12 protein-coding genes are annotated in these 22,097 nt (G+C 71.7%); all 12 read right to left on the minus strand.

Annotated features, from left to right (window positions below):
- Positions 1 to 12: 12 nt before the first annotated feature.
- Positions 13 to 960 carry a sugar phosphate isomerase/epimerase gene (locus BLU82_RS19125; protein WP_092622700.1) on the minus strand — a complete coding sequence of 316 codons (948 nt, stop codon included), beginning with the start codon at positions 958 to 960 and terminating at the stop codon, positions 13 to 15.
- Positions 961 to 1,312: 352 nt separating this feature from the next.
- Positions 1,313 to 2,506 (minus strand): ROK family transcriptional regulator, encoded by a 1,194-nt coding sequence (locus BLU82_RS19130; RefSeq protein WP_069113636.1) that lies wholly within the window; start codon positions 2,504 to 2,506, stop codon positions 1,313 to 1,315.
- Positions 2,507 to 2,573: 67 nt separating this feature from the next.
- Positions 2,574 to 3,509 carry an ABC transporter substrate-binding protein gene (locus BLU82_RS19135; protein ID WP_092622701.1) on the minus strand — a complete coding sequence of 312 codons (936 nt, stop codon included), beginning with the start codon at positions 3,507 to 3,509 and terminating at the stop codon, positions 2,574 to 2,576.
- Between the two features lie 38 nt (positions 3,510 to 3,547).
- Positions 3,548 to 4,183, minus strand: a complete 636-nt coding sequence (locus BLU82_RS19140) for a hypothetical protein (RefSeq protein ID WP_092622702.1) — start codon at positions 4,181 to 4,183, stop codon at positions 3,548 to 3,550.
- A gap of 180 nt (positions 4,184 to 4,363) precedes the next feature.
- On the minus strand, positions 4,364 to 9,034 hold the full coding sequence (locus tag BLU82_RS19145; protein WP_197682328.1) for a ThuA domain-containing protein: 4,671 nt from the start codon (positions 9,032 to 9,034) through the stop codon (positions 4,364 to 4,366).
- Positions 9,035 to 9,167: 133 nt separating this feature from the next.
- Complete coding sequence (locus tag BLU82_RS19150) at positions 9,168 to 14,852, minus strand: ThuA domain-containing protein (RefSeq protein WP_172885648.1); 5,685 nt, start codon at positions 14,850 to 14,852, stop codon at positions 9,168 to 9,170.
- Between the two features lie 162 nt (positions 14,853 to 15,014).
- Positions 15,015 to 15,881, minus strand: a complete 867-nt coding sequence (locus BLU82_RS19155) for a sugar phosphate isomerase/epimerase (protein ID WP_092622705.1) — start codon at positions 15,879 to 15,881, stop codon at positions 15,015 to 15,017.
- An 83-nt stretch (positions 15,882 to 15,964) separates the two neighbouring features.
- The gene (locus BLU82_RS19160; protein ID WP_092622706.1) at positions 15,965 to 17,200 is read right to left on the minus strand and encodes a substrate-binding domain-containing protein; all 1,236 of its coding nucleotides are present in this window, start codon (positions 17,198 to 17,200) and stop codon (positions 15,965 to 15,967) included.
- 24 nt (positions 17,201 to 17,224) lie between these two features.
- On the minus strand, positions 17,225 to 18,277 hold the full coding sequence (locus BLU82_RS19165) for an ABC transporter permease (protein ID WP_092622707.1): 1,053 nt from the start codon (positions 18,275 to 18,277) through the stop codon (positions 17,225 to 17,227).
- The gene (locus BLU82_RS19170; RefSeq protein ID WP_092622708.1) at positions 18,274 to 19,362 is read right to left on the minus strand and encodes an ABC transporter permease; all 1,089 of its coding nucleotides are present in this window, start codon (positions 19,360 to 19,362) and stop codon (positions 18,274 to 18,276) included. The genes BLU82_RS19165 and BLU82_RS19170 overlap by 4 nt, the downstream gene beginning before the upstream one ends.
- Complete coding sequence (locus tag BLU82_RS19175) at positions 19,359 to 20,873, minus strand: sugar ABC transporter ATP-binding protein (RefSeq protein ID WP_092622709.1); 1,515 nt, start codon at positions 20,871 to 20,873, stop codon at positions 19,359 to 19,361. Before BLU82_RS19175 ends, BLU82_RS19170 begins: the two co-directional genes overlap by 4 nt.
- Positions 20,870 to 22,009: a Gfo/Idh/MocA family protein gene (locus BLU82_RS19180; RefSeq protein ID WP_092622710.1), complete on the minus strand. Its 1,140-nt coding sequence runs from the start codon at positions 22,007 to 22,009 to the stop codon at positions 20,870 to 20,872. Before BLU82_RS19180 ends, BLU82_RS19175 begins: the two co-directional genes overlap by 4 nt.
- Positions 22,010 to 22,097: the final 88 nt, after the last annotated feature.

Below are 22,097 nucleotides of genomic sequence, written 5' to 3' on the forward strand. Positions count from 1 at the left end.
GGGGTCCTCTCGTCAGCCGCGCAGGCCGTAGATGGCGTCGAAGCTGCGTTCGGCCGCGCCCAGCGCGCCGCCGGCGTCCGGCGACGTGTTCGGCGCGTTGTCCTGCTCGTACAGCGAGTAGTGCCGGCCGCGGGAGCCGATGCTGGTGTAGAACCGCTGGAAGTCGATGTCCCCTGCGCCGAACTCGACGATGTCGTACCCGTTCGCCGCCGCCGAGCGCCGTCCGTCCTTGGCGTGGAACAGCGGATAGCGCAGCCGGTTCGCCACGACGTAGTCGATCGGGTCGAAGCCCGGCGCGATGTGCTGGCCGACGTACGCCCAGTAGATGTCCATCTCGAGGAAGACCAGCTTCGGGTCGGTCTCCGACAGCAGCAGGTCGTACAGCCGCACGCCCGGGTCGTCGGCCGCCATCCGGAACTCGTTCTGGTGGTTGTGGTGGTACCAGCGCAGCCCGCGGGCCTGCGCGGCCGCGCCGAACGCGTTGAACTCCGCGGCCGCCGCCCGGTAGCCGGCCACCGTCCGGTTCGCCGCCGTCACCGGCTCGTTCGCCGTCCCGATGAACGGCAGGCCGAGGATCTCGGCGCGGTCCAGCTCGAGCTCCATGTTCGTGCGGAACGCGTTCAGCCCGACGTGGCTGCCGATGCCCGTCAACCCGTTGTCGTCGAGCAGCCGCCTGATCTGCTGCACCGTGATGCCCGGCTCGGCCGGCGAGCTGTAGCCGGCGAACTCGACGTTCTTGTATCCCAGCCGGGCCAGCTCCTCGAAGACGACCCGGAAGCCGAGCGACGAGACCAGGTTGCGGATGGTGAACAGCTGGATGCCGATCTTGCCGGGCGGCACCAGCATGCCCTTGGCCGCGTTCGCGGCGGACGGAGCGGCCAGACCCGCCGCCGTCACCGCCATGGTCGTGCCGGCGACGGCGCCCAGGAACTGCCGCCGGTTGATCTCGGGACGTGCCATCTCGTACTCCTCGTTGAGTCGATCGACCGCTGTGCGGGATCGGTGACGGGATGCCAAGTGCGCGCCGAGCGATGCCCCCTCCCTCCGCCCCGGTGCCCGTGCGAACGCGCGAAGAAAACGGCCCGAACCGGCCGTTGATCACGCAAACTAGACGTCCGGAGAGACCCTGGTCAACGGTTTGCGGCGAACTTTCGCAACTTGACGTGGTAAGTAACGCGGTCCGCCGGGGATAGTGGGCGTTGGCACCCCTGGGCAAGGATGTGGTCGGGTCGGGTGACGTGGGCGCCAACTGTTGGCGCCCAGGCCACCGCCATTCCAGACAACCCCCGGCCTCAGCGAGGGGCCGCCGTCGTCAGGGAGCGGCGAAGATCGCGTCGCTGATCAGCGCCGCCGCTCCCACGACACCCGCGTCGTCGCCCATCTCGCTGAGGACGACGGGGAGGTTGCCGGTGGCCAGGGGCAGCGAGCGGCGATAGACCACGCCGCGGATCTCGGCCAGCAGCGGGTGCCCGAGCCGCGCCACCCGGCCGCCGATGACGATGAGGCCGGGGTTGAAGAACGACACCAGGCTGGCCAGCACCCAGCCGACCCGGTGGCCGCCGTCGCGGATCATCTGGACGGTGTAGGGGTCGCCCATGGTGACCGCCGCGGCGACGTCGGCGCCGGTCAGCTCGCCCTTCTCGGCGAGCAGCGACGCCAGCGCCGGGGACCGTCCGCCGCGCGCGGCCGCCAGGGCGTCGCGGGCCAGGGCGGAGCCGCCGAAGAAGGCCTCGAGGCAGCCGGTGTTGCCGCACGCGCAGGTGGGGCCGAACTCCTCGACCCGGATGTGCCCGATGTCGCCCGCGCAGCCGTCGACGCCGCGGTAGAGCTGGCCGTCGACGACGATGCCGCAGCCGATGCCGGTCCCGATCTTCACGAACAGGAAGTCGCGGGCGTTCTTGGCGACGCCGGAGTGCTGCTCCCCCAGCGCCATGACGTTGACGTCGTTGTCGAGCAGCACCGGGCAGCCCAGCTCGCGCGCGAGCGCGTCGCGGACGGGGTAGCCGTCCCAGCCGGGCATGATGGGCGGCGAGACCGGCATGCCGCCGTGGAAGTCGACCGGGCCCGGGACACCCACGCCGACGCCCGCGGGACGGGTCACGCCGTGCTCGGCGAGCACCTTGTGGGTCAGCTCGAGCGCGCTGGCCAGCACCGGCTCCGGGCCGAGGCGGACGTCCATGTCGATGGAGCGCTGCCCGAGCACCGTCAACCGGCCGTCGGTGAGCGCGACGGACACGGTGGTCGCGCCGATCGCCACCCCCACGAAGCGGACGTCGGACGAGAGGTCCACCAGCGTCGAGCGGCGCCCGCCGCGCGACGCGGCGGGACCGGCGCCCTCGGCCAGGCCCAGCTCGGTGAGACGGCTGACCTCACTGGCCATGGTGGTGCGTGAGACTCCGAGCCGATCGGCGAGCTCCACCCGGGAGAGCGGCCCCTCGTCGCGCAGCAGCTTCAGGACTTTCGCCTGGGTCGCCGTCTCCGGGCGGCCGGCGAGCGTGTGCGCCATGGGATAATCGTGCCACACTTTCGCCGCTACACCGCGAAAGTCGTCTCCCATCGTGAGCGCGGACGTCTCAGGCTTCGGTCCCGGCGATGCCCTCCAGCTCGTCGAGGATGAGGTTGGCGCCGAGCACGCCGATTCCCAGCATCCAGGTGTCGTCCTCCACCTCGTGCACGTCGCCCGCGGCGATGGCCGGCAGGCCGGTCCAGAGCCGCTCGACGGCCGGGCGGGTGGTGGTCCGCGGGTCGCCGTAGCTGGTGTGGATGACGAGGTCGCCGTCGATCTGCTCGAACTCCTCGGGGCTCAGCTCGGCCATCGAGTACTCGTTCCACGTGTGGTCGCCGAGGTCGAAGCCGGCCTCGGTGAGGATCGAGCCGGAGAAGGTGTCCGGCCCGTACAGGCGGAAGTTCTCCGGCAGGAACCGCACCATCGACACCGTCCGGCCCGCGGCGCCGACGGACTCGCCGATGGCGGCGGCCCGCTGCGCGAACTCGTCCAGTAGCGCCTGGGCGTCGTCCTGGCGGTTCAGTGCCGCGCCGACGATCTCGACCTGCTCCTTCCAGTTGGTCCCGGAGTCGGCGGAGAACACCGTCGGCGCGATCTGGCTCAGGTCGGCGTACAGCTCCTCGTGCCGGACCCGGGCGCCGATGATGAGGTCGGGCTCCAGCTGCGCGACGGCCTCGACACTCGGTTCGACGGTGAGGCCGACCGTCTCGACGCCGTCCAGGTCGCCGAGGTAGTCGGGGTAACCGGCGCCGGCCTCGGCCTCGGTGGCGCCGACCGGCGTGACGCCGAGCGCGACCGCGGCGTCCAGGTGCGGCGAGTCGAGCACGACGACCCGAGAGGGCTCGCCCGGCAGCTCCGTCGTCCCCATCGCGTGCTCGACGGTGTACCCGGCGGCGCCGCTCGCGTCCGCCGCCGGCTCGTCGTCGGAACCGCAGGCGGTCAGGGCGAGAGCGAGGACGGCGACGGCGGAAGCGGCGCGGAGGCTGCGGGGCACGAGGGTCATGCCCCGCAGCCTATCCAGCCGAGTTAGGTCAGCCTTATCTACCCTCCGGTGTGGTTCGCGTGGTCCTCCGGCTTCGGCTCGAAGCCGACGCCGCCGTGCGGGTCGACCTCCTCGCCGGGCCGGGTCGGCAGCGTGATGTGGACGTGGCCGTTGCCGGCGTCGATGTTGAGGACGTCGAGCTGGGTCGCGGCCACCGACCACGCGGCCACCGCCTGGTCGCGCAGCCGCCCGGCCAGTTCCAGCAGCCGCTCCTGCTCCGGACCGGCCGGCGCCGCGACGGCCGACTCGTACGCCGTCGCCGCGGAGCCGAGCAGGTCGATCGCCAGCAGCAGCCCGTTGCGGGTGGTGTTGAACTCCGTCGACCCCGACGGCGGGTCGCCGAAGGTGCCGATGGCGGCGCCGACGGCCGAGTGCCAGGCGGCGGGGCTGACGGCGGGCGAGACGACCCCCTGCCCGCCGGACGGCACCACCATGTGCAGGCCCTCGATCACGTTGAGCAGCCCGGCGTGCGCCGCGGTGGTCTGCTCGGTCAACTGGCCGATCAGCTCGACCTGGCGCACCTCCTCCTGCGCCTCCAGTTCGGCGACGCGATCGGCCACCGGGTCGCCGTCGTCGCCGCCGCTGAGCACCAGCGTCGCCAGGACGATGTTGACGGCGGCGAGGGCCACCGCCACGGCGATCCAGAAGCCCCGGCGCCGGGGCGGGGACTGCTGCCCCGGCGCCGGGGACGAGGACCGGCCGGCACCGGTCCCCCGTCCGCCGCGCGCGCTCGGTCTCCGTGATTCGTCGCGTCGGTTCGCCACGTTCGCAGGACGTTGAGCTTGCACGGTGACGTCTCCCTTCCTCTGGGTGGTTTAGAGCCGCGCCCGCAGCGCGTCGCTCATGCGGAGCAACTCGGCGCGGACCGCCTCGTCCTGGACCGTCGACGCCACGGCGTCGTAGCGGTCCAGCGAGCCCTCGGCCGGCCCGGTCTGGCCGTCGCCGGCCAGCCGTGCGGCCATGGACAGGTGCTGGGTGAGCTGACGTTCCTGCTGCCGGTTCAGCGCGCCGGCCGCGTAATGGTCGGCGACCAGCCGGGCGCCGGACTCGAACGTGAACTCCTGGACGCGGACGTTCCGGAAGTACACGTCGTCGCCGTTGCCGTGGTTCTGGATGCCGACGAAGCTCGGCTGGTTCATCCGGTTCGGGTCGGTGTCGGTGTAGTCGTTGATCAGGACATCGTTGAGGTACACCCGGATCCGGTCGCCCTGGACCACGATCTCGTACGCGTTCCACTCACCTGGCGGATTGAGCGCGGCGTCACGAGCGGCGACATCGGCCGACTGGAACGCGTAGATCGCACCGGTCGTGCGGTCCGGCGCGTCCGTCGCGTCGATCTGGATCTCGTGGCCCTGGTTCACCGCCAGCCACGGGTCGGTGCCGGGGTCGGGGAACCCGACGAAGACGCCGGAGTTGTCGTCGCCCGGCATCATCCAGTCCAGCTTCAGCGAGTAGTCGGTGAACGCCTGGTCGTACCAGTAGAGCCCCAGCCCGCCGTACGAGACCAGCTCGCAGTCGGCGTGCAGGAACCCGCCCGGACCGGCCATCCGCCACGCCGCCAGGCTGTCCGCCGTCCCGTCGAACAGGCTCTGGTAGCCCGCACCCGGGTCGGTGGGGTCGCACTGGACGACCGGCGCGTCGCCGAACGTGAACCGCTCGAACGTGGCCGGCTGGCCGACGCCGTTGAACGCGGCCAGCCCGATCCGCGCGCCGGGCAGCCCGGACGTCGGGCGCGGCCGGCCGAACGCCGTCCACTCCTCGCCGTCGGCGGACCAGTACGCGGTCAGCGTCGCGCCGTTGCTGACGATCTTCACGTGGGCGTTCTCGTTGATGCCCTCCGGCAGCGGCCCGGAACGGTCCAGCGCGGCGTCGAACACCGCCTGCCCGCCCTGGTTGAGCCCGAACTCGAACCGCCAGCCGACACCTGGGATGTTGATGAGCACGGCCTTGGCGAAGTTCTGGTCGCCCGCGTGGACGATCACCCCGGCCTGCTCGTAGTCGCCACCGGCCGGGAGAGCCAGTTGAGTGGACGCCTCGAAACCGGCCGCCGGGTCGGCGATCGGCTGCAGGACGACGTTGGCGGCGGTGGTGTTGCCGCCGAACATGTCACCCTCGAGCGCATCGATCTGCAGGCGTCCCTCGCCCACCACAAGATGCTCGGCGTTCGGCCGCAGGATGGACGTCCACCGGCAGCGGTCCAGCGCGGTGCCGTCGAACTCGTCGTTCGGGTCCACCTCGGCGCCCGGGTCCTCGCAGGCCGCCGCGTCGGAGCTGAACGTGAACGCGTCGATGTCCATCAGCCCGCCGCCGCTGCCCTGGAACACCAGGTAGAGCGGCCCGGTCCCGGTGCCCGGGTCGGTGACCGGGACGGGTTCGAGGTCGACGTAGTTGTCGGGGCTGCCGGTGTGCGGCACCTCGACGGTGGCCGCGAGCGGACCGTCGGGTGCGCCGGTGCGCACCTCGACGGTGCCGCCGGGACCGCCGGCCGAGACCCGCATCTGCACCGACTTCGCACCGGCCAGGTCGTACGGCTCGAACGAGATCCAGTCGCCGGGGTCGATGTAGCCGACCCGGGCGCCGCCCTCGGCCGCGCCGTGGCTGACCACCTGCACGCCGTTCTGCGCGGAGAAGTGCTCGGCCTGGCGGTGCCGCGGCTGCAGCACCAGCTCGGCCGTCCCCGTCACCGCGACGGTGTCGGGCGACGGCGGCGTGTCGGTGTACTCGGCCAGCAGCAGCCCGAAGATGTTGTCGTCGGTGCCGTGCGCGCCGTCGGTCCCCGTGGAGATGCTGCCGGAGCAGCCGGTGACCGACTCGCCGCCGTGCGTGTGCTGGTCGTGGCCGAGCGCGAACGTCACCTCGACGTCGGCGCAGTCGACCGGCTGTCCGTCCGGGTCGGTGACGCTGACCTCGAACGCGACGTCCTGCCCGAAGCTGAACAGGCCGCCGTTGGGCGGTGACACGAACTCCACGACCGGCGCGGTGTTGCCGACGACGACGTGCGCCGTGGCCACGCCGGTGTTGCCGTCGGAGTCGGTGACGGTCAGCGTCGCCGTGTACTCGCCGTTGGCGGTGTACGTGTACGACGCCGCCGGCTCGGTGGAGTCGACGGTGCCGTCGCTGGTGAAGTCCCACGCGTAGGTGAGGACGTCACCGGGGTCGGGGTCGGCCGAGCCCTCGGACGAGAACTGGACGGTCAGCGGCGCCAGGCCGGACGTCGGCGTCGCGGTGGCGACGGCCGACGGCGAGCGGGTGCCGGCGACGTAGTCGATGCGGTAGAGCGCGGAGTTCTCGTCGCCGTTGAAGAACCCGGTGCCGTAGTCGAGGACGTACAGCGAGCCCTCGGGGCCGAACTCCAGGTCCATCAGCTGCGTGTTCTGCATGAAGCCGGAGAACGCGCCGATGCGCGCCGGCCCGTCGTCGCCGACGGTCATGTTCTTGATCCAGCGGCGGCCGAACTCGTAGGCGAAGAACTGCCCGTCGTAGTACTCGGGGAACTTCGTCTCCGACTCCAGCGCCGGGTCGTAGCGGTACACCGGGCCGCCCATCGGCGACTCGCTGCCGCTGCCCAGGTCCGGCACCGAGCCGCCGTCGTACGGCAGCCAGGCGGCGACCGCCGGCGGCACCGTCGGCAGGCCGGTGTTCAGCGCGGAGTCGTTCGCCGCGCCGCCCGCGCAGTCGAACTTCGCGCCGACGGGGTCCTGCGTGCCGTCGTTCGGGTCCTGCTGGCCGGTGTTGGGGTCGATGCCGTAGTACGAGGTGAAGTCGCGGTCGGCGTAGGTCTCGGCCTCTGTGTTGCGGCCGGTGCAGTAGGGCCAGCCGAAGTTGCCCGCCTCGGTGACCCGGTTGAACTCGACCTGCCCGCCGGGCCCGTACTGGTTCGGCCCACCGGAGTCGGGGCCGTAGTCGCCGACCCAGACGTCGCCGGTCTCCTGGTCGACGCTGATGCGGAACGGGTTGCGGAAGCCCATCGCGTAGATCTCCGGCCGGGTCAGCTCCGTGCCCGGCGCGAACAGGTTCCCGTCCGGGACCGTGTACGACCCGTCCTCCTGGACGGTGATCCGCAGGATCTTGCCGCGCAGGTCGTTGGTGTTGCCGGAGGTGCGGCGCGCGTCGAACTGCGGCGCCCGCGTCGTCCGGTCGTCGATCGGCGCGTACCCGTTGGACTCGAACGGGTCGGTGTCGTCGCCCGTCGACAGGTAGAGGTTGCCGTCGGCGTCGAAGTCGATGTCGCCGCCGTGGTGGCAGCAGTTGCCGCGGTCCTGCGGGACCTGCAGGACCACCTGCTCCGACGCCGGGTCCAGCACGCCGTTCGCGAACCGGAAGCGGGACAGGTTGTTGTGGCCCTCGTACGCCTCCCAGATCGACGGGTCCAGGCTGGAGTGCGCGACCTCGCCCGGGGGTGTCGAGAGCGGCGGCGAGTAGTAGAGGTACACCCAGCCGTTGGTGGCGAAGTCCGGGTCGAGGGCGATGCCCTGCAGGCCGTCCTCGCGGAAGTCGTACACCGGGATGTCCGCCGCCAGGGTGGTCTGCCCGGCCGCCGCGGTGTAGAAGACCCGGCCGTCGCGCGACGTGTGCAGCGCGCTGCCGTCGGGCAGGACGGCGACGCCCATCGGCTCGCCCATCTCCTGCGGCCCGCGGGCCAGCGTGATCTGGTCGAAGTTCTCCGTGACGGTGGCGCCGCAGTCGGCGTCGACGGTGCCCGCGGCGGTCTCGATGCCGCCGGCGAGGTGCTCGCGGAACTCCGCCTCGGCGTAGGACTCCTGGGTGTGGCCGCCGCCGGTGTACCAGGACCGGCCGCCCTCGTAGTCCTGGCACCACGCGATCGGGTGGTCCGCGCCCATGACGTCGCCGTCGTAGCTGTCCGGGTCCAGCGACGCCAGCACGTGCACGCCGCCGCGCGGGCTGGCCCGGTAGTCGTACCACTCGTCGGTGCGCTCCCACCGGTCCGGCAGGTGCGCGGTGGACGGGTGGACGCGGTCCTCGACGACGACGGTGGCCGGCTGGATCTGCGGGTGCGACTGGAAGTACGCCCCGACGAGCCCGCCGTACCACTCCCAGTCGTACTCGGTGTCCGCGGCCGCGTGCACGCCGGCGTAGCCGCCGCCGGCGGCGACGTAGCCCTCGAACGCGGCCTGCTGCTCGTCGTTCAGCACGTCACCGGTGGTGGACAGCCAGACGACGACGTCGTACTGGGCGAGGTTCTCGGGCGTGAAGGCGCCCGCGTCCTCCGTCGCCGTCACCTCCCAGCCGCGCTCGGCGCCCAGTTCCTGGATGGTGGCGATGCCGGTCGGGATGGAGTCGTGCCGGAACCCGGCGGTCTTGCTGAACACGAGGACGTGGGTGCCCTCGTGCATGGTCTCGACATCTTGGGTGACGACGGGCGCGGCGGCCGCCGGCGCGGTCGTCGCGGCAAGTGGCAGCAGCAGCGCTCCGGCTGCGGCGATCGCCGCGGATCTGAGCAGGGGTCGTCTCGATTGGCGTGGCAACGGTGCCTCCTCGAATGTGGTGCGTGCGCCCCTTGCTCCCCCGTCCACCCGCCTCGGCCGCGAGTGTGTGGTGCCGGTGCCGGGCGGCGGTGACGATGACCACCGCCGCCCGGCACGTCTCACTGCTGAGGTGTCACAGCTGAGCCCGCAGCGCGTCGGCGTAGGCGAGCAGCCAGCCGCGCGCGGTCTCGTCCGTCACCCCCTCGGCGATCGCGACGAACCGGTCCAGCGACACCGTGGCGCCGTCCGTGACGCCCTGCCCGGCCAGCCGCTCGGCGTTGGCCAGGTGGGTGGACAGCTGGACGCCCTGGTTCCGGTTGACGGTCCGGTCGTCCCGGTACCGCTGCACCAGCGCCTTCGCGCCGTCGTAGGTGGCGACCACCTCGAACGCGACGGTCGTCTCCGCGGCGTTGCCCGCCTCGTCGACGGCCGTGGCGACCAGCGTGTGCGCCCCCAGCTCCGGTGTGACGGTGGCCGGGTTCTCCACCGCCGCGCCGTCCAGCGTGAGCGACACCGGCACCTCGCCGGACACGTCGTCCGTCGCCGTGGCGCTCAGCTCCAGCGCGGTGGCCAGGTCGTAGCCGCCGCCGTCGGCGACGCCCTCGACCGTGATCACCGGCGGGGTGGTGTCCGGCTGCTCCGTGGTGACCCGGAAGTAGTCGAACGCCACCGTGACCGGCTGGGTCTGCTGCGGGCCGATCGCCATCAGGCCGAACGAGGTGAGCTCGGCGTCGTTGGTGACCGGGTCGCCCAGCGAGGTCCAGTTGACCCCGCCGTCGCTGATCTCCGCCGCGTAGGTGTCGCCGCTCTTCGTCATCCGGAGGTAGAACCAGCCGCTCTCGCTGGTCTCCGGGATGTCGATGTTGCGGTTGCCGCCGTTGCCGAACTGGCCGCCCTTCTCCGAGACCAGCTCGGCCCGGAGGTCGGTCGGCGACGTGGCGCCGTTGTTGGCGACGACGTCGAACTTCACGTAGTCGTCATCGCCGCCGTACACCATGAACCCGGCCAGCTGCCACTGGTGCAGCATCGTCGGCGTCAGCCGCGTCTCGATCGTCCAGTCGCCCTCCGGCACCCGCTGCAGGATGAAGTTGCTCGGGTCCTCGTTGGCGGCTCCGTTGATGTCGCCCGGCTGGGTCTCGATCTGCAGCCGCCCGTCGGCCACCGAGGCCGCCGACGAGTCGTAGCGGACCACCGAGTTCCACCGGCACCCGTCGATCGCGGCGCCGTCGAACTCGTCGGACGGCTCGCGCGAGCCGTCGTCGTCGGCGACGTCCGGCGTGATGGTGAAGTGGTCGAAGACCGCGTTCACCGAATGCGCCGCCGTGTCGCCGGCCGCCATCAGGCCGATCGTCGAGTCGTCGATCACCTGCGCCGCGCCGGCCAGTGCCGTCCACGTCTCGCCGTCGGCCGAGTAGGCCGCCGTCACCTGCTCACCGTCGCTGGCCAGCCGCAGGTGCGCCGTCGACGGGAAGTCCGCCGGCAGCGTGACGTTGGCGTGCCAGGTGCGGGTGCCGCCGGCCTCGGTCTGGAACTCGAGGATCCGGCTGCCCGAGCTGGTGCGGGTGAAGGCCAGCTTGACGTAGTCGTCGTCGGTGCCGTGCATCAGCAGGCCGGCGTGCTGCCACTCGCGGGTGTGCTCCACCGAGACCGCGGTCTCGACGGTCCACTCCCCGTCGCGGGTGGGCTGGCCGACGTAGCTGATCGGGCCCTCGACGGCCTCGTTGATGTCGCCGTTGGTGACCGGCAGCACCAGGCCGCCGTCGGCGACGCTCACCGGGAGGCCGTCGGCGCCGCGCACCGTCGTCCACCGGCGGGCGTTGAGCTCGGACCCGTCGAACTGGTCCGACCCCGTCATCAGGCAGACCGGCGGCTGCTCGGGCTCCGGGTCCGGTCCGGGCAGCCCGTCCACCAGCGTGAAGTCGGTGAACGTCGCCGTGGTGCGGGCGGTGCTGCTGTGCGCGGTGACGGCCAGGCCGATGTCCTGGACGTCGGCCGCCCCGGTCAGCGTGACCGGCTCGCCCACCTGCGTGAACGTCTCGCCGTCACGGCTCCAGTACGACGTGTACAGGTCGCCGTCGCGGACGATGCGCACCCACGCCGGGTAGCCGTGCTGGCCGGCGCCGGTACTGGCGTCGAGCTGGCCGTTGCCGTCGCTGTCGCGCAGCCACTCGAACGAGTTGCCCGCCCGCATCGTCATCGCCGCGTAGCCCGGCGAGACGCCCGGCTGCGTGACGTCGTTGCGGACGATCAGGCCGGCCTTGGCGGAGTTGTTCGAGTTGGTCTGGCTGACCACCTTCGCCGTCGCCGTCCACTGGTCGCCCGTGGCCCCGGCCGCGCCGGGCAGGTACACGGCGCTGTACTCGTCCGTCCCCTGCCACATGTTGCCGCCGCCGGACTCGACCACCCAGGTGTTGTTGTCCGGACGGTCGAAGGTGCCGTTCGCGCTGGCGTGCGAGAACGTCAGCCAGTCGCCGAACAGGTCGCCGACCTCCACCTGGACGATCCGCGACGTCGTCGTGGCGCCGTTGTCGTTGGTGGCGACCGCGGTCAGCCGGTAGCGCTGCTCCTCGGTCACCGTCCAGGTGGCCTCGTACGGCGCCTCGGTGTCGACGCCGATGGACTCGTCGCCGACGAAGAACTCGACCTGCGTGATCGTGTTCTCCGCGTCGGCGGCCTCGGCCGTGACCTGGACGTCGCCCAGCTCCAGCTCGTCGGACGGCGTCGGCGCCGTGATGGCGACCGTCGGCTTCGTCGTCGTGGCCGCGCCCTTGCCGTCGGCCTCGACGAAGTTCAGCCGCCGCTCGCCGGCGCCCGGGAACACGGCGTAGAGCACGAAGCTCTCGCCCGGGTCGTCGACCTCGACGCGGACGTCGGCGTAGCTGCCCGACCCCGTCGCCGGGACCTCGCCGGTGCCCAGCAGCGGGCCGTCGGGCGCGTCGCGACGCAGTTCGATCGGGCCGCCGGTCACCGACGACGCCCGCAGCACGAGCGCGTCGACGTTGTACAGGTTGACCGGGTCGTACGACGCCCACGCGCCGTCCTGGCCGGACACCGCGGTGCCGTGCCCCTCGACGTCGCGCGACGAGCCGGTGGTGACGCCCTCGGCGTCGTCGTAGAACTCGGCTTCGCGCTGCCGCGGGAACAGCAGCGATGTGTCCTCACCGGCCAGGGCGGGGATGCCCCCGGCGCCGCCGCCATCGGTGTAGCGGGCGTTGAGGATGTAGAAGACGTTCATGTCCTCGCTGTGGCCACCGCCGAGCGCCGTCTGTACCTGGCCGGTCCGCCCGCTGAGCGGGTCGGCGGGGTGCGGGTGCTCGTCGTGTCCCAGCGCCGGCTGGATGATGACGTCCTCGTCGGCGATCTCCGCGTCCTCGGCGTCGGAGACGGTGACGTCCCACGCCACGGTGTCGCCGAAGTCGAAGAACGAGCCGTCCGGCGGCAGGTTGAAGTCGACCTCGGGCCGGGTGTTGCCGACGGTGATCGGCACCGTGGTGGTGCCGGTCTTGCCCGCCGGGTCGGTCACCGTGAGGCGGGCGTTGTAGACGCCGTTCTCGGTGTAGGTGAACGACGCCTGCGGGTCGGTGGAGTCGACGGTGCCGTCGCCGGTGAAGTCCCACTCGTAGGTGAGCGCCTCGTTCTCCGGGTCGGTGCTGCCGGTGCCGTCCAGCTGGACGGCCAGCGGCGCCTGGCCGGAGTCGGGCGTGGCCGTCGCGTGCGCCACCGGCGAGCGCGAGCCGGACACGTAGTCGACGCGGTACAGGCCCGAGTTCGGGTTGTCGCGGCCGAAGCCGCCGCCCCAGTCGAGCACGTACATCGAGCCCTCGGGCCCGAACGACGAGTCGATCGGCGCCATCCACTGCTCACCGGGCAGGAACGGGTTGATCTTCTCCAGCGCGCTGGTCTCCTCGTTGAGGTCCAGCGAGTACATCTTGTTCTTCGCCCACTCGTAGAAGAACGGCTTGCCGTCGTAGTACTCCGGGAACTTGGTGTCCGACACCAGGTCCGGGTCGTAGTCGTAGAACGGGCCGCCCATCGGCGCCAGCCCGCCGCCGGCCGGGATCACCGACGGGACGGACGAGGTCTGGTAGCCGTACCACATCTCCGGCTCCTGGGCCGGGGGCAGCTCGGTCAGGCCGGTGTTGCGGACGGAGTCGTTGACCGGGTTGTCGCAGTCGAACGGCTCACCGACGGTGACCGGGTTGGTGCGGTAGTCGACGTCCAGGTACGGCGTGTTCGGGCCGATGCACAGCGGCCAGCCGTAGAAGCCGGGCTCCTTGATCAGGTTCCACTCGACCATGCCGGCCGGGCCCCGGTTCGCGTTGTTGCTGCCGTTGTCCGGGCCGTAGTCGGCGACGCCCAGCCAGCCCGTCTCCGGGTCGACGGAGAACCGGAACGGGTTGCGGAAGCCCATCGCGAAGATCTCCGGGCGGGTGCCCTCGGTCCCCGGCGGGAACAGGTTGCCCTCGGGGATCGTGTAGCCGCCGTCCGGCTGCGGCTGGATCCGCAGGATCTTGCCGCGCAGGTCGTTGGTGTTGGCCGACGTCTCACGGGCGTCGTGGAACGTGCCGTCGCGCTCGGACAGCGGGGCGTAGCCGCCCGACGGCTCCGAGTGCGGGTTCACGTCGTCGCCGACGGACAGGTAGAGGCTGCCGTCGGGGCCGAACTCCAGCCCGCCGCCGGTGTGGCCGGGCTCGTCCGGGAGCCGGCGGGCCGGCACCTCGAGCACGACGACCTCCGACGCGGGGTCGATCTGCGAGCCCGCGCCGACGGTGTAGCGCGACAGCGTGCTGACGAAGTTCGCCGGATCGGTGTCGTCGGCACTGGCCTTCGAGTGATAGACGAACAGGTGCCCGTTCTCGGCGAAGTTCGGATCCAGCGCGATGCCCAGCAGGCCGTCCTCGCCGCCGGAGTACACCGGGATGGTGATGGCCGTGGACGTGACCTGGGTGGCCGGGTCGTAGACGCGGATCTGCCCGCGCACGAGCTCGGTGAAGAACACGCGGCCGTCGGGCGCGACGTCCATCGCGAACGGCGCGCTGGTGTTCTGGTCCAGCGGCACCCGCTCGAACTGCTCCCACACGGTGCCGCCGCAGTCGCCCTCGGCCACGCCCGCGGCCCACTGCACGCCGCCGACGATGTGCTGGACGAAGTCCGGCTCCTGCGTGTAGTGGGCGCCGAAGTGGCCCATCGCGGTCACCCAGGCGCGTCCGCCGTCGTACGGCTTGCACCAGGAGATCGGGTGGTCGTACCCCTGGGCGTTGCCGCCCGGGTCGTAGGTGGTCTCGTCCATGGTCGCCAGCACGTGCGCCGTGCCGCGGACGTTGGCCGAGAAGTTGTACCACTCGTCGGCGCGGTTCCAGCGCTGCGGCAGGTGCGTCGTCGACGGGTGCGCGCCGTCCTCGACGCGGACGGTGCCGGGCAGGCCGGGGCTGGTGCCGGTGGCCGCGTGGCCCGGCATCAGCGCGCCGATCAGGTTGTCCCACCAGGCGTAGTTGCCGCGCATGTCCGCGGCGTTGTGGATGGCGACGATGCCGCCACCGGCCTGCTGGTAGCGCTCCATGGCGGCCTTCTCCTCGGCCGTCCACGGGTCGCCGGACGCCTGGAACATCACCAGCGCGTCGAAGTGGGACAGGTCCTCGTCGTTGAAGATCGACGAGTCCTCGGTGTGCTCCGAGGAGATGCCGGCGGCCTCGAACGCCGCCTGCAGCACGGGCACACCCTGCGTGATCGCCTCGGTGTGCCGGAACTGCGTGGTCTTGGTGAAGATCAGGACGTGCGCTGCTTCACCGTGCTCACCTTCGTGAGCCGACGACGGCACTGCCGTCAGGAGTGGTATCGCTAACACAGCGGCGAGGGCGACGGCCAGGAGCCGAGCCCATCGCCGGCGTAGAGCCACGATCATGGGGGTTCCTCCAGGGAAGTGCGACTCTGCTACTCGAAACCCCGCGGCGTGCCGGCGCCGGCGGTCGGACGATGCTGCTCAGACGGGCTGCTGCGGTACCACTCCCCTCAGGAAGGACAGGCCGTCGACGGCGATCGCGTCCTGGCTCGCGGCCAGCGGCCGCCAGATGGACGCCGCGGTGGCGATGGTCGCGTTGTCGGCGGTGAAGGACTCGATGACGAGCGGGCCGGTGTAGCCCGCCGCGTCCAGCGCGGCGACGATGCCGGGCCAGTCGAGGTGGTCCGCGCCCGGCGCGCCGCGGTCGTTGGCGCACACCTGGACGTGCGCGATGCGGCCGGCCGCCCGCGCGATCGCTCCGGTGACGGACTGCTCCTCGATGTTCATGTGGTAGACGTCCAGCGCCAGGCCGATGCCGTCGGCCGGCAACCCGTCGATCGCCTCGAGCGCCTGGTCGACGGTGTTGATCAGGCTGGTCTCGTAACGGTTCAGCGGCTCGACGGCCACGGTGACGCCGGCGGCGCGGGCGTGCTCGACGACCGGGCCGAGCCCGTCGCGCAGCTCGGCGTAGCGGTCCGCGCGCTCGGACGGCGTCATCCGCCAGGTCCGCCCGACCGACGCGTACGCGGGTCCGGCGATGGCCGGCGCGCCCACCGTCGCGGCGACGTCGACGACGTGGCGCAGGTAGTCACGGGTGCGTGCGACGGTGTCGTGGTCCGTCGCGACCAGCTCGCGGCCGTCGCCCATGACCAGCGCGACCGCCGCCGACAGGCCGTGGTCGCCCAGCACCTTCGCCGCCCGGGCGGGGTCCCAGTCGCCCGGGTTCTCGACCGGCAGCTCGACGACGTCGAAGCCCCAGCCGCTGATCCGCGGCGCCAGCTCGGCCAGCGCGGCGTCGGTGAGCGGCGACGTCCACACCCACGTGTTGACCCCGAACGCTCTGCTCACGTGCGGACTCCTCTCCCCGCCGTGCCCCGCCGGCCGCGGTGCGCGCGGCCGGCGGGGTGGCGACTCGGTTCAGGCGGTACCGATCAGCGGTCCTGCCAGGCCGCCGGGAAGCCCGGCAGGTCCTCGCCGCCGAACTTGGCGTAGTGCAGGCTGGGCATGTCGGCGTTGCGGTCGAGGAACTCGTCGCGGTCGTCCTCGGTGATCTCGTCCTGCGGGAGCACCCACTCCACCGGCACCTGCTCGCCGGCCCAGATCATCGTCGCGGCGAGGATCGGGGTGCGCCACTGGAAGTTCGAGTAGACCGGGGCGACCGCCGTCATGCCGGTCTCCTGCCACTTGCGCAGGAAGCTCAGCTCGTCCTCGCCGACCATGACCGGGTAGTCCTTGCCGGAGTCCTCGAACGCCTCGACGGCCGCGACGGCGCCGTCACCGGCGTCCATCCAGATGCCGTCGACGTCGCCGCGCTGCAGGTACTGCGTGACGATGTTCTTGATCTCCGCGCCGTCGCCGCCGGTGAACTCGTCGCCGAGGATCTCCAGCTCGCTGTCGGCGAAGATCTCCTGCGCCGCCGCCCAGCGGTTCTCCAGCACGTCGACACCCGGCAGGATCCGCAGCGCCAGCACCTTCGAGCCCGGCTCCAGGTTCTCGACCAGGAACTCCGCGCCGTCCGCGCCGTAGGCGTAGCCGCCGATCGGGTGGATGAACGTCGCCATGCAGTCGGTGTTGACGCCGCGGTCGAACACGATGACCGGGACGCCGCTCGCGCAGGCCGCCTCGACCGCCGGCGTCAGGGTGGCCGTCGTCGACGGCGAGATGATGATGGCGTTGCAGTCGCCGGCGTCGATGAACGCCTGGATGTCGGAGATCTGCTTGTTGTCGTCGTCGGCGGCGTCGGAGACCCGGAACTCGCCGATCAGGCCCTGCTGCTGCAGCACCTCGACCTGCTGCTGCATGGTGATCCAGCCGGTGACCCGCCACGGGTTGCTGACCGAGGCGTTCGAGAAGCAGAGCGTGTTGCCGTCCTGCGCGTACTGCGCGGTGTCGACGTACTCGGGCTCGATCGCCTGCAGCCACGGGGTGGCCGGGTCGCCCTCCGGCGCGATGTCGCGCTGGGCCAGCTGCCGGTCGTAGTCGGCGCGGACGAAGAACTCACCGTCGGCCGTCTCGTCCTCCGGCTCCTCGCCCTCGGCGCCCGGGTCCTCGCCGGCCGCCTCGGTCTCCTCGGGCGCCGCGGTGTCGGACGGCTCGTCGGTGGTGCAGGCCGCGAGCGTCAGGGCCGCGGCAGCGGCCGCCGCCAGTAGAGCGCGCGTAGTGCGCATCGTTCCCCCTCCTTGGGTGACGAATCAGGCTTCGTTCGTGTGCGGTTGGGACGGGACTTCCTGGTGGTGCCGGGGACGCGCCCTCTCACGGGCCGCGTAGGCGACGGCCGCGATGATGATCACGCCTTGAACCGCCGGCCGGATGGTCGACGGCATGCTCAGCTGGTTGAACAGGACGAACAGGGCCTCGAGGGTGAGCGCGCCGGCCATCGCCGCCACGACCCAGCCGCGGCCGCCGCCGAGCGCGGCGCCGCCGAGCACCACCGCCGTGATCGCGGTGAACTCCAGACCCTGCCCCACCTGCGCCGTGACACCGGCGTAGCCGCCGATGAGGATCGCCGCCAGCGTGGCCAGCACGCTGGAGATGACGAACGCCAGGGTGCGCACCCGCCAGACCCGGACGCCGGAGAACCCCGCGGCGTGCTCGTTGTCGCCGGTGGCGATCAACGTGCGGCCGTACGAGCTGCGCATGACCGCCACGGCGATGATGACGATCCCGACCAGGATCATCAGCGCCCACGGCAGTTGCCGTACGACCGACATGTCGATGCCGCCGCGTCCGGGCTGGCGGAACGCCTCGGACAGTGCGCCGGTGGGTGCGCCGCCGGTCCACAACCGGATCGCGCCGTAGAGCACCAGCATCATGCCGAGCGTCGTGATGAACGACTGCACCTTGAGCAGCGTCGTGATCAGCCCGTTGACCAGGCCGACGAGAATGCCGAAGCCGAGCATCAGCAGGATGACGGGGACCGTGCGGCCCTCCTCGCCGTCGATCAGCGCGGCGGCGATGACCACCTGCGCGCCGACCAGCGACCCGACCGACAGGTCGAACTCGCCGGACACGATGACGAAGTACTGGCCGATGGCCAGGATCATCAGCGGTGCGGCCTGCTTGAGGAACGCCATCAGCGACGGCGGTTCGGCGAAGCTCGGGTTCACGATGAAGATCGCCGCGAACACGACGATGAGCAGGGCGAACACCGTGGCGCTCCCGCCGCCGAAGACCCGCGCGAGCAGGTCGCCGGCCCGCGAGCCGGCGCTGCGCTGCGGCGCGGGCTGCTGCGTGGTGACGGTCATCGGGGGCCTCCCGCGAGCTCTGGCGTCGGCTGATCGGGCCTCGGTTCCGGTGGCGCGGAGCCGCCGCTGCCGCCGTCACCGCCGAACCTCACGCGGCTGGCCTTCCGGTCGATCTGCCGGCGGGCGTAGATTGCGACGGCCGCGACGATGATGGTGCCGCGCAGCACGTCCTTGAAGAACGGGTCGACCGCGAGGATGTTGAAGACGGTGTCGAGCACGGCCAGGATCAGCACGCCGGCGATCGTCCCGGCGATGCCGCCGCGGCCGCCCAGCAGCAGCGTCCCGCCCAGCACCACCGCCGCGATCGACTCCAGGTCGTAGCCGGAGTTGTAGACCAGCGCGCTGCCGGTGCCGAAGCGGGCAGCGATCAGCAGGCCGGCGATGCCCGCCGCGATCGAGCAGAGCACGTGCGCCGTCACCAGCACACGGCCGGTGCGGATGCCGGACAGCCGCGCGACGTCGGCGCTGCCGCCGACGGCGAACATGTGGTAGCCGGTGCGGGTCTTGCGCAGGAACAGGATGCCGGCCACCGCGACGATCAGCATGACCAGCGTCGACACCGGCACCGGGCCGATGCGGCTGAAGCCGAACTGCTGGAACGAGCTGGGCACCGCGCCGGCCGGGCCCTGGTACTCGGTGTCCAGGTAGCCCTTGATGATGAGGCCGACGCCGAGCGTCGCGATGAACGGGTTGACCTTCAAGACCGAGACGATCAGGCCGTTGCACAGGCCGATCCCGCCGGCCACCACCAGCACGGCGAGGATCGCCAGCGGGACCCGCGCGGGGTCGCCGTTCATCGTCGTCGCCGCGATCAGGCTGCTCAGTGCCATGACGTAGCCGACGGACAGGTCCAGCGACCGGCACAGGATGACCAGCGTCTGGCCGATCGCGACGAACCCGAGCAGGCTGGACCGGCTCAGGATGTCGCGGGTGTTGGCGATGCTGAACAGGTTCTGGTCGTCCAGCGCCACCAGGATCGCGCCGATGACGAGCACCCCGGCCAGCGCCAGCCACACCAGCTCCGTGGCGCCCAGCCGGCGCCGGGCGGGCTTGCCGGTCCCGGTGACCGCGACCGCGCGGCTCATCGCTGGGTTCCTTCGGTCTCGTGGCCCGTGGCCAGTGCCATCACGGTCTCCTCGTCAGCGCCGGCCGGCAGCTCGCCGGCGACGCGGCCGTCCCGGAGGACGACGATGCGGTCGGCCATCCCGAGCACCTCGGGCAGCTCGGACGAGATCATCAGGATCGCCACACCCTGCGCCGACAGCTCACGCATCAGCGTGTAGACCCGCTCCTTCGCGCCGACGTCGATGCCGCGGGTGGGCTCGTCGAGCACGATCGCCTTCGGTTCGGTGGCCAGCCACTTGGCCAGCACGACCTTCTGCTGGTTGCCGCCGGACAGGAACCGCACCTCCTGGCTGCTGCCGCGCGAGACCAACTCCAGCGACGACAGGATGCCCGGAATGCGGCGGGCGCCCTGCGACGCGCGGCGCGGCAGGACGGCGTCCAGCACCAGCCGGGCGTTCGCGGCGATGGACTGGTTGAGCACCAGGCCCTCGCCCTTGCGGTCCTCGGTCACCAGCGCCAGCCCCGCCCGCACCGCCTGACGCGGCGATCGCGCGGTCAGCGGGCGCCCGTCCAGGGACACCGTGCCGCGGGTGAACCGGTCGACGCCGAACAGGGCGTGCGCGATCTCGGTGCGGCCGCTGCCCTGCAGCCCGGCCAGCGCGACGATCTCGCCGCCGCGGACCTGCAGGTCGATGCCGTCGAGCTGCTCGTTGCCGCCACCGCGGATCTCGAGACGGACGTCGCCGGCCTCGGTGCCGGGCAGCTTGTCCGGGAAGAAGCTGGCGATCGGGCGGCCGACCATCTTGCGGACCAGCTCGTCCGAGCTGATGTCGGACGTGGCGACGGTGTCGACCAGCGCGCCGTCCTTGAGGATCGTCACCCGGTCGGACAGGTCGAAGATCTCCTTGAGCCGGTGCGAGACGTAGAGGATGGCGACGCCGCGCTCCTTCAGTTTCCCGACGAGGCGGTAGAGCAGCTCCACCTCCTCGTCGGCCAGCGCCGCGGTCGGCTCGTCCATCGAGATGATCCGCGCGTCGTAGGACAGCGCCTTGACGATCTCGACGATCTGCTGGCCGGCCACCGACAGCGAGCTGACCCGGGTCTCCGGCCGCAGCCAGGTCAGCCCGAGGTCCTCCAGCAGCGCCGCGGTGTCGGCGTTCATCCGGCCGGCGTCGACCAGCCGGTTGCGGCGCGGCTCGCGGCCGAGGAACACGTTCTCGGCGACGGTGCGCTCCGGCAGCAGGTTGAACTCCTGGAACACGGTCGACACGCCGGCCTGCTGGGCCAGCAGCGGGTGCTCGAACCGGACCTCGTCGCCGTCCAGCTCGACGCTGCCGCCGTCGGCCTGGTAGACGCCGGCGAGGATCTTCATCAGCGTCGACTTGCCGGCGCCGTTCTCGCCGATCAGCGCGTGCACCTCGCCCGCGCGCAGGTCGAGGTCGACGCCGTGCAGCACCTGGACGCCGAGGAACGACTTCTCGATGCCGCGCATCCGCAGCAGCGTCGTGGTGGTACCGGCCGCACCGGTCATTCGGGCACCTCCACCCAGTCGCTCTCGCGGGCGGACGTCACGACGGCCTCGGCCAGCCGAGCGGCGCGCAGGCCGTCGTCGAACGTGGGCAGGCCGTCGGGGACCTCGCCGCCGATGGCCGCCTGGGTGTCGGCGACGAACGCGTCGAAGCAGTCCTGGTAGCCCTGCGGGTGGCCGGCCGGGACCCGCGCGTACCGGGCGGCCGGCGAGCTGAGCGTCTCGGGGTCGCGGACCAGCTGGCTGCTGCGCTCACGTCCGCCCCACCACAGCTGCTCGGGGTTCTCCTGGTCGAACGAGAGCGAGCCGCGCGAGCCGGAGACCTCCAGCAGCAGCCGGTTCTTCCGGCCCGCCGACACCTGGCTGACGACGACCGAGCCGATCGCGCCGCCGCGGGTGGCGAACTGGACGATCACGACGTCCTCGGTGGTGACGTCGCGCAGCGTCTCGACGCCGCGCAGTTTGTTCACCGTCGACGACTGCGCCGACAGCCGCGCGATGCGCTCCCCCGTCACGAACTCCAGCAGGTCGCACCAGTGCGAGCCGATGTCGCCGAACGCGCGGGTCGGGCCGCCGAGGCGCGGGTCGACCCGCCAGTTGTCGTCGGTGGGGTGCAGCAGCCAGTCCTGCAGGTAGCTGCCGTGGGCGAGGAAGATGCTGCCGACCTCGCCGGCGCGGACCCGCTCGCGCGCCTCGCGGACCATCGGGTGGAAGCGGTAGACGAACGGGACGGCGGCGACGCGGCCGGCCTCGCGGGCGGCGGCCGTCATCGCGGCGGCGGCGTCGGTGGAGGTCGCGAGCGGCTTCTCGCACACGACGTGCTTGCCGGCGGCCAGCGCGGCGAGCACGACCGGCTCGTGCAGGTGGTTGGGGGTGCACACGTGGACGACGTCGACGTCGGCGCGGTCCAGCAGGTCGTCGAGGGTCGCGTAGACCGCGTCGGCCTGCAGCTCGCCCTGCGCCGCCGCCGCGCGCTCCGGGGTGGAGCCGACCGCTCCGACCACCCGGCCGCCGGCCACCTGGACCGCCCGCGCATGCACACGGCCCATGAAGCCGGTCCCGACGATCGCTGCCCGGTACCCCGTCTCGGGGAAGGAATCCGCACCGGCCGCGCGGTCTGTGATCGGAGTCACTGCCATGGCAGAGGAACTTAGAGGCACTTTTGCATGTACGTCAAGCAAAAGTTGCACGGCTGTTACCGCATGTGCGGATGTTGCACAGAGAGAA

The sequence above is a fragment of the Jiangella sp. DSM 45060 genome, from assembly GCF_900105175.1.
Taxonomy (GTDB): domain Bacteria; phylum Actinomycetota; class Actinomycetes; order Jiangellales; family Jiangellaceae; genus Jiangella.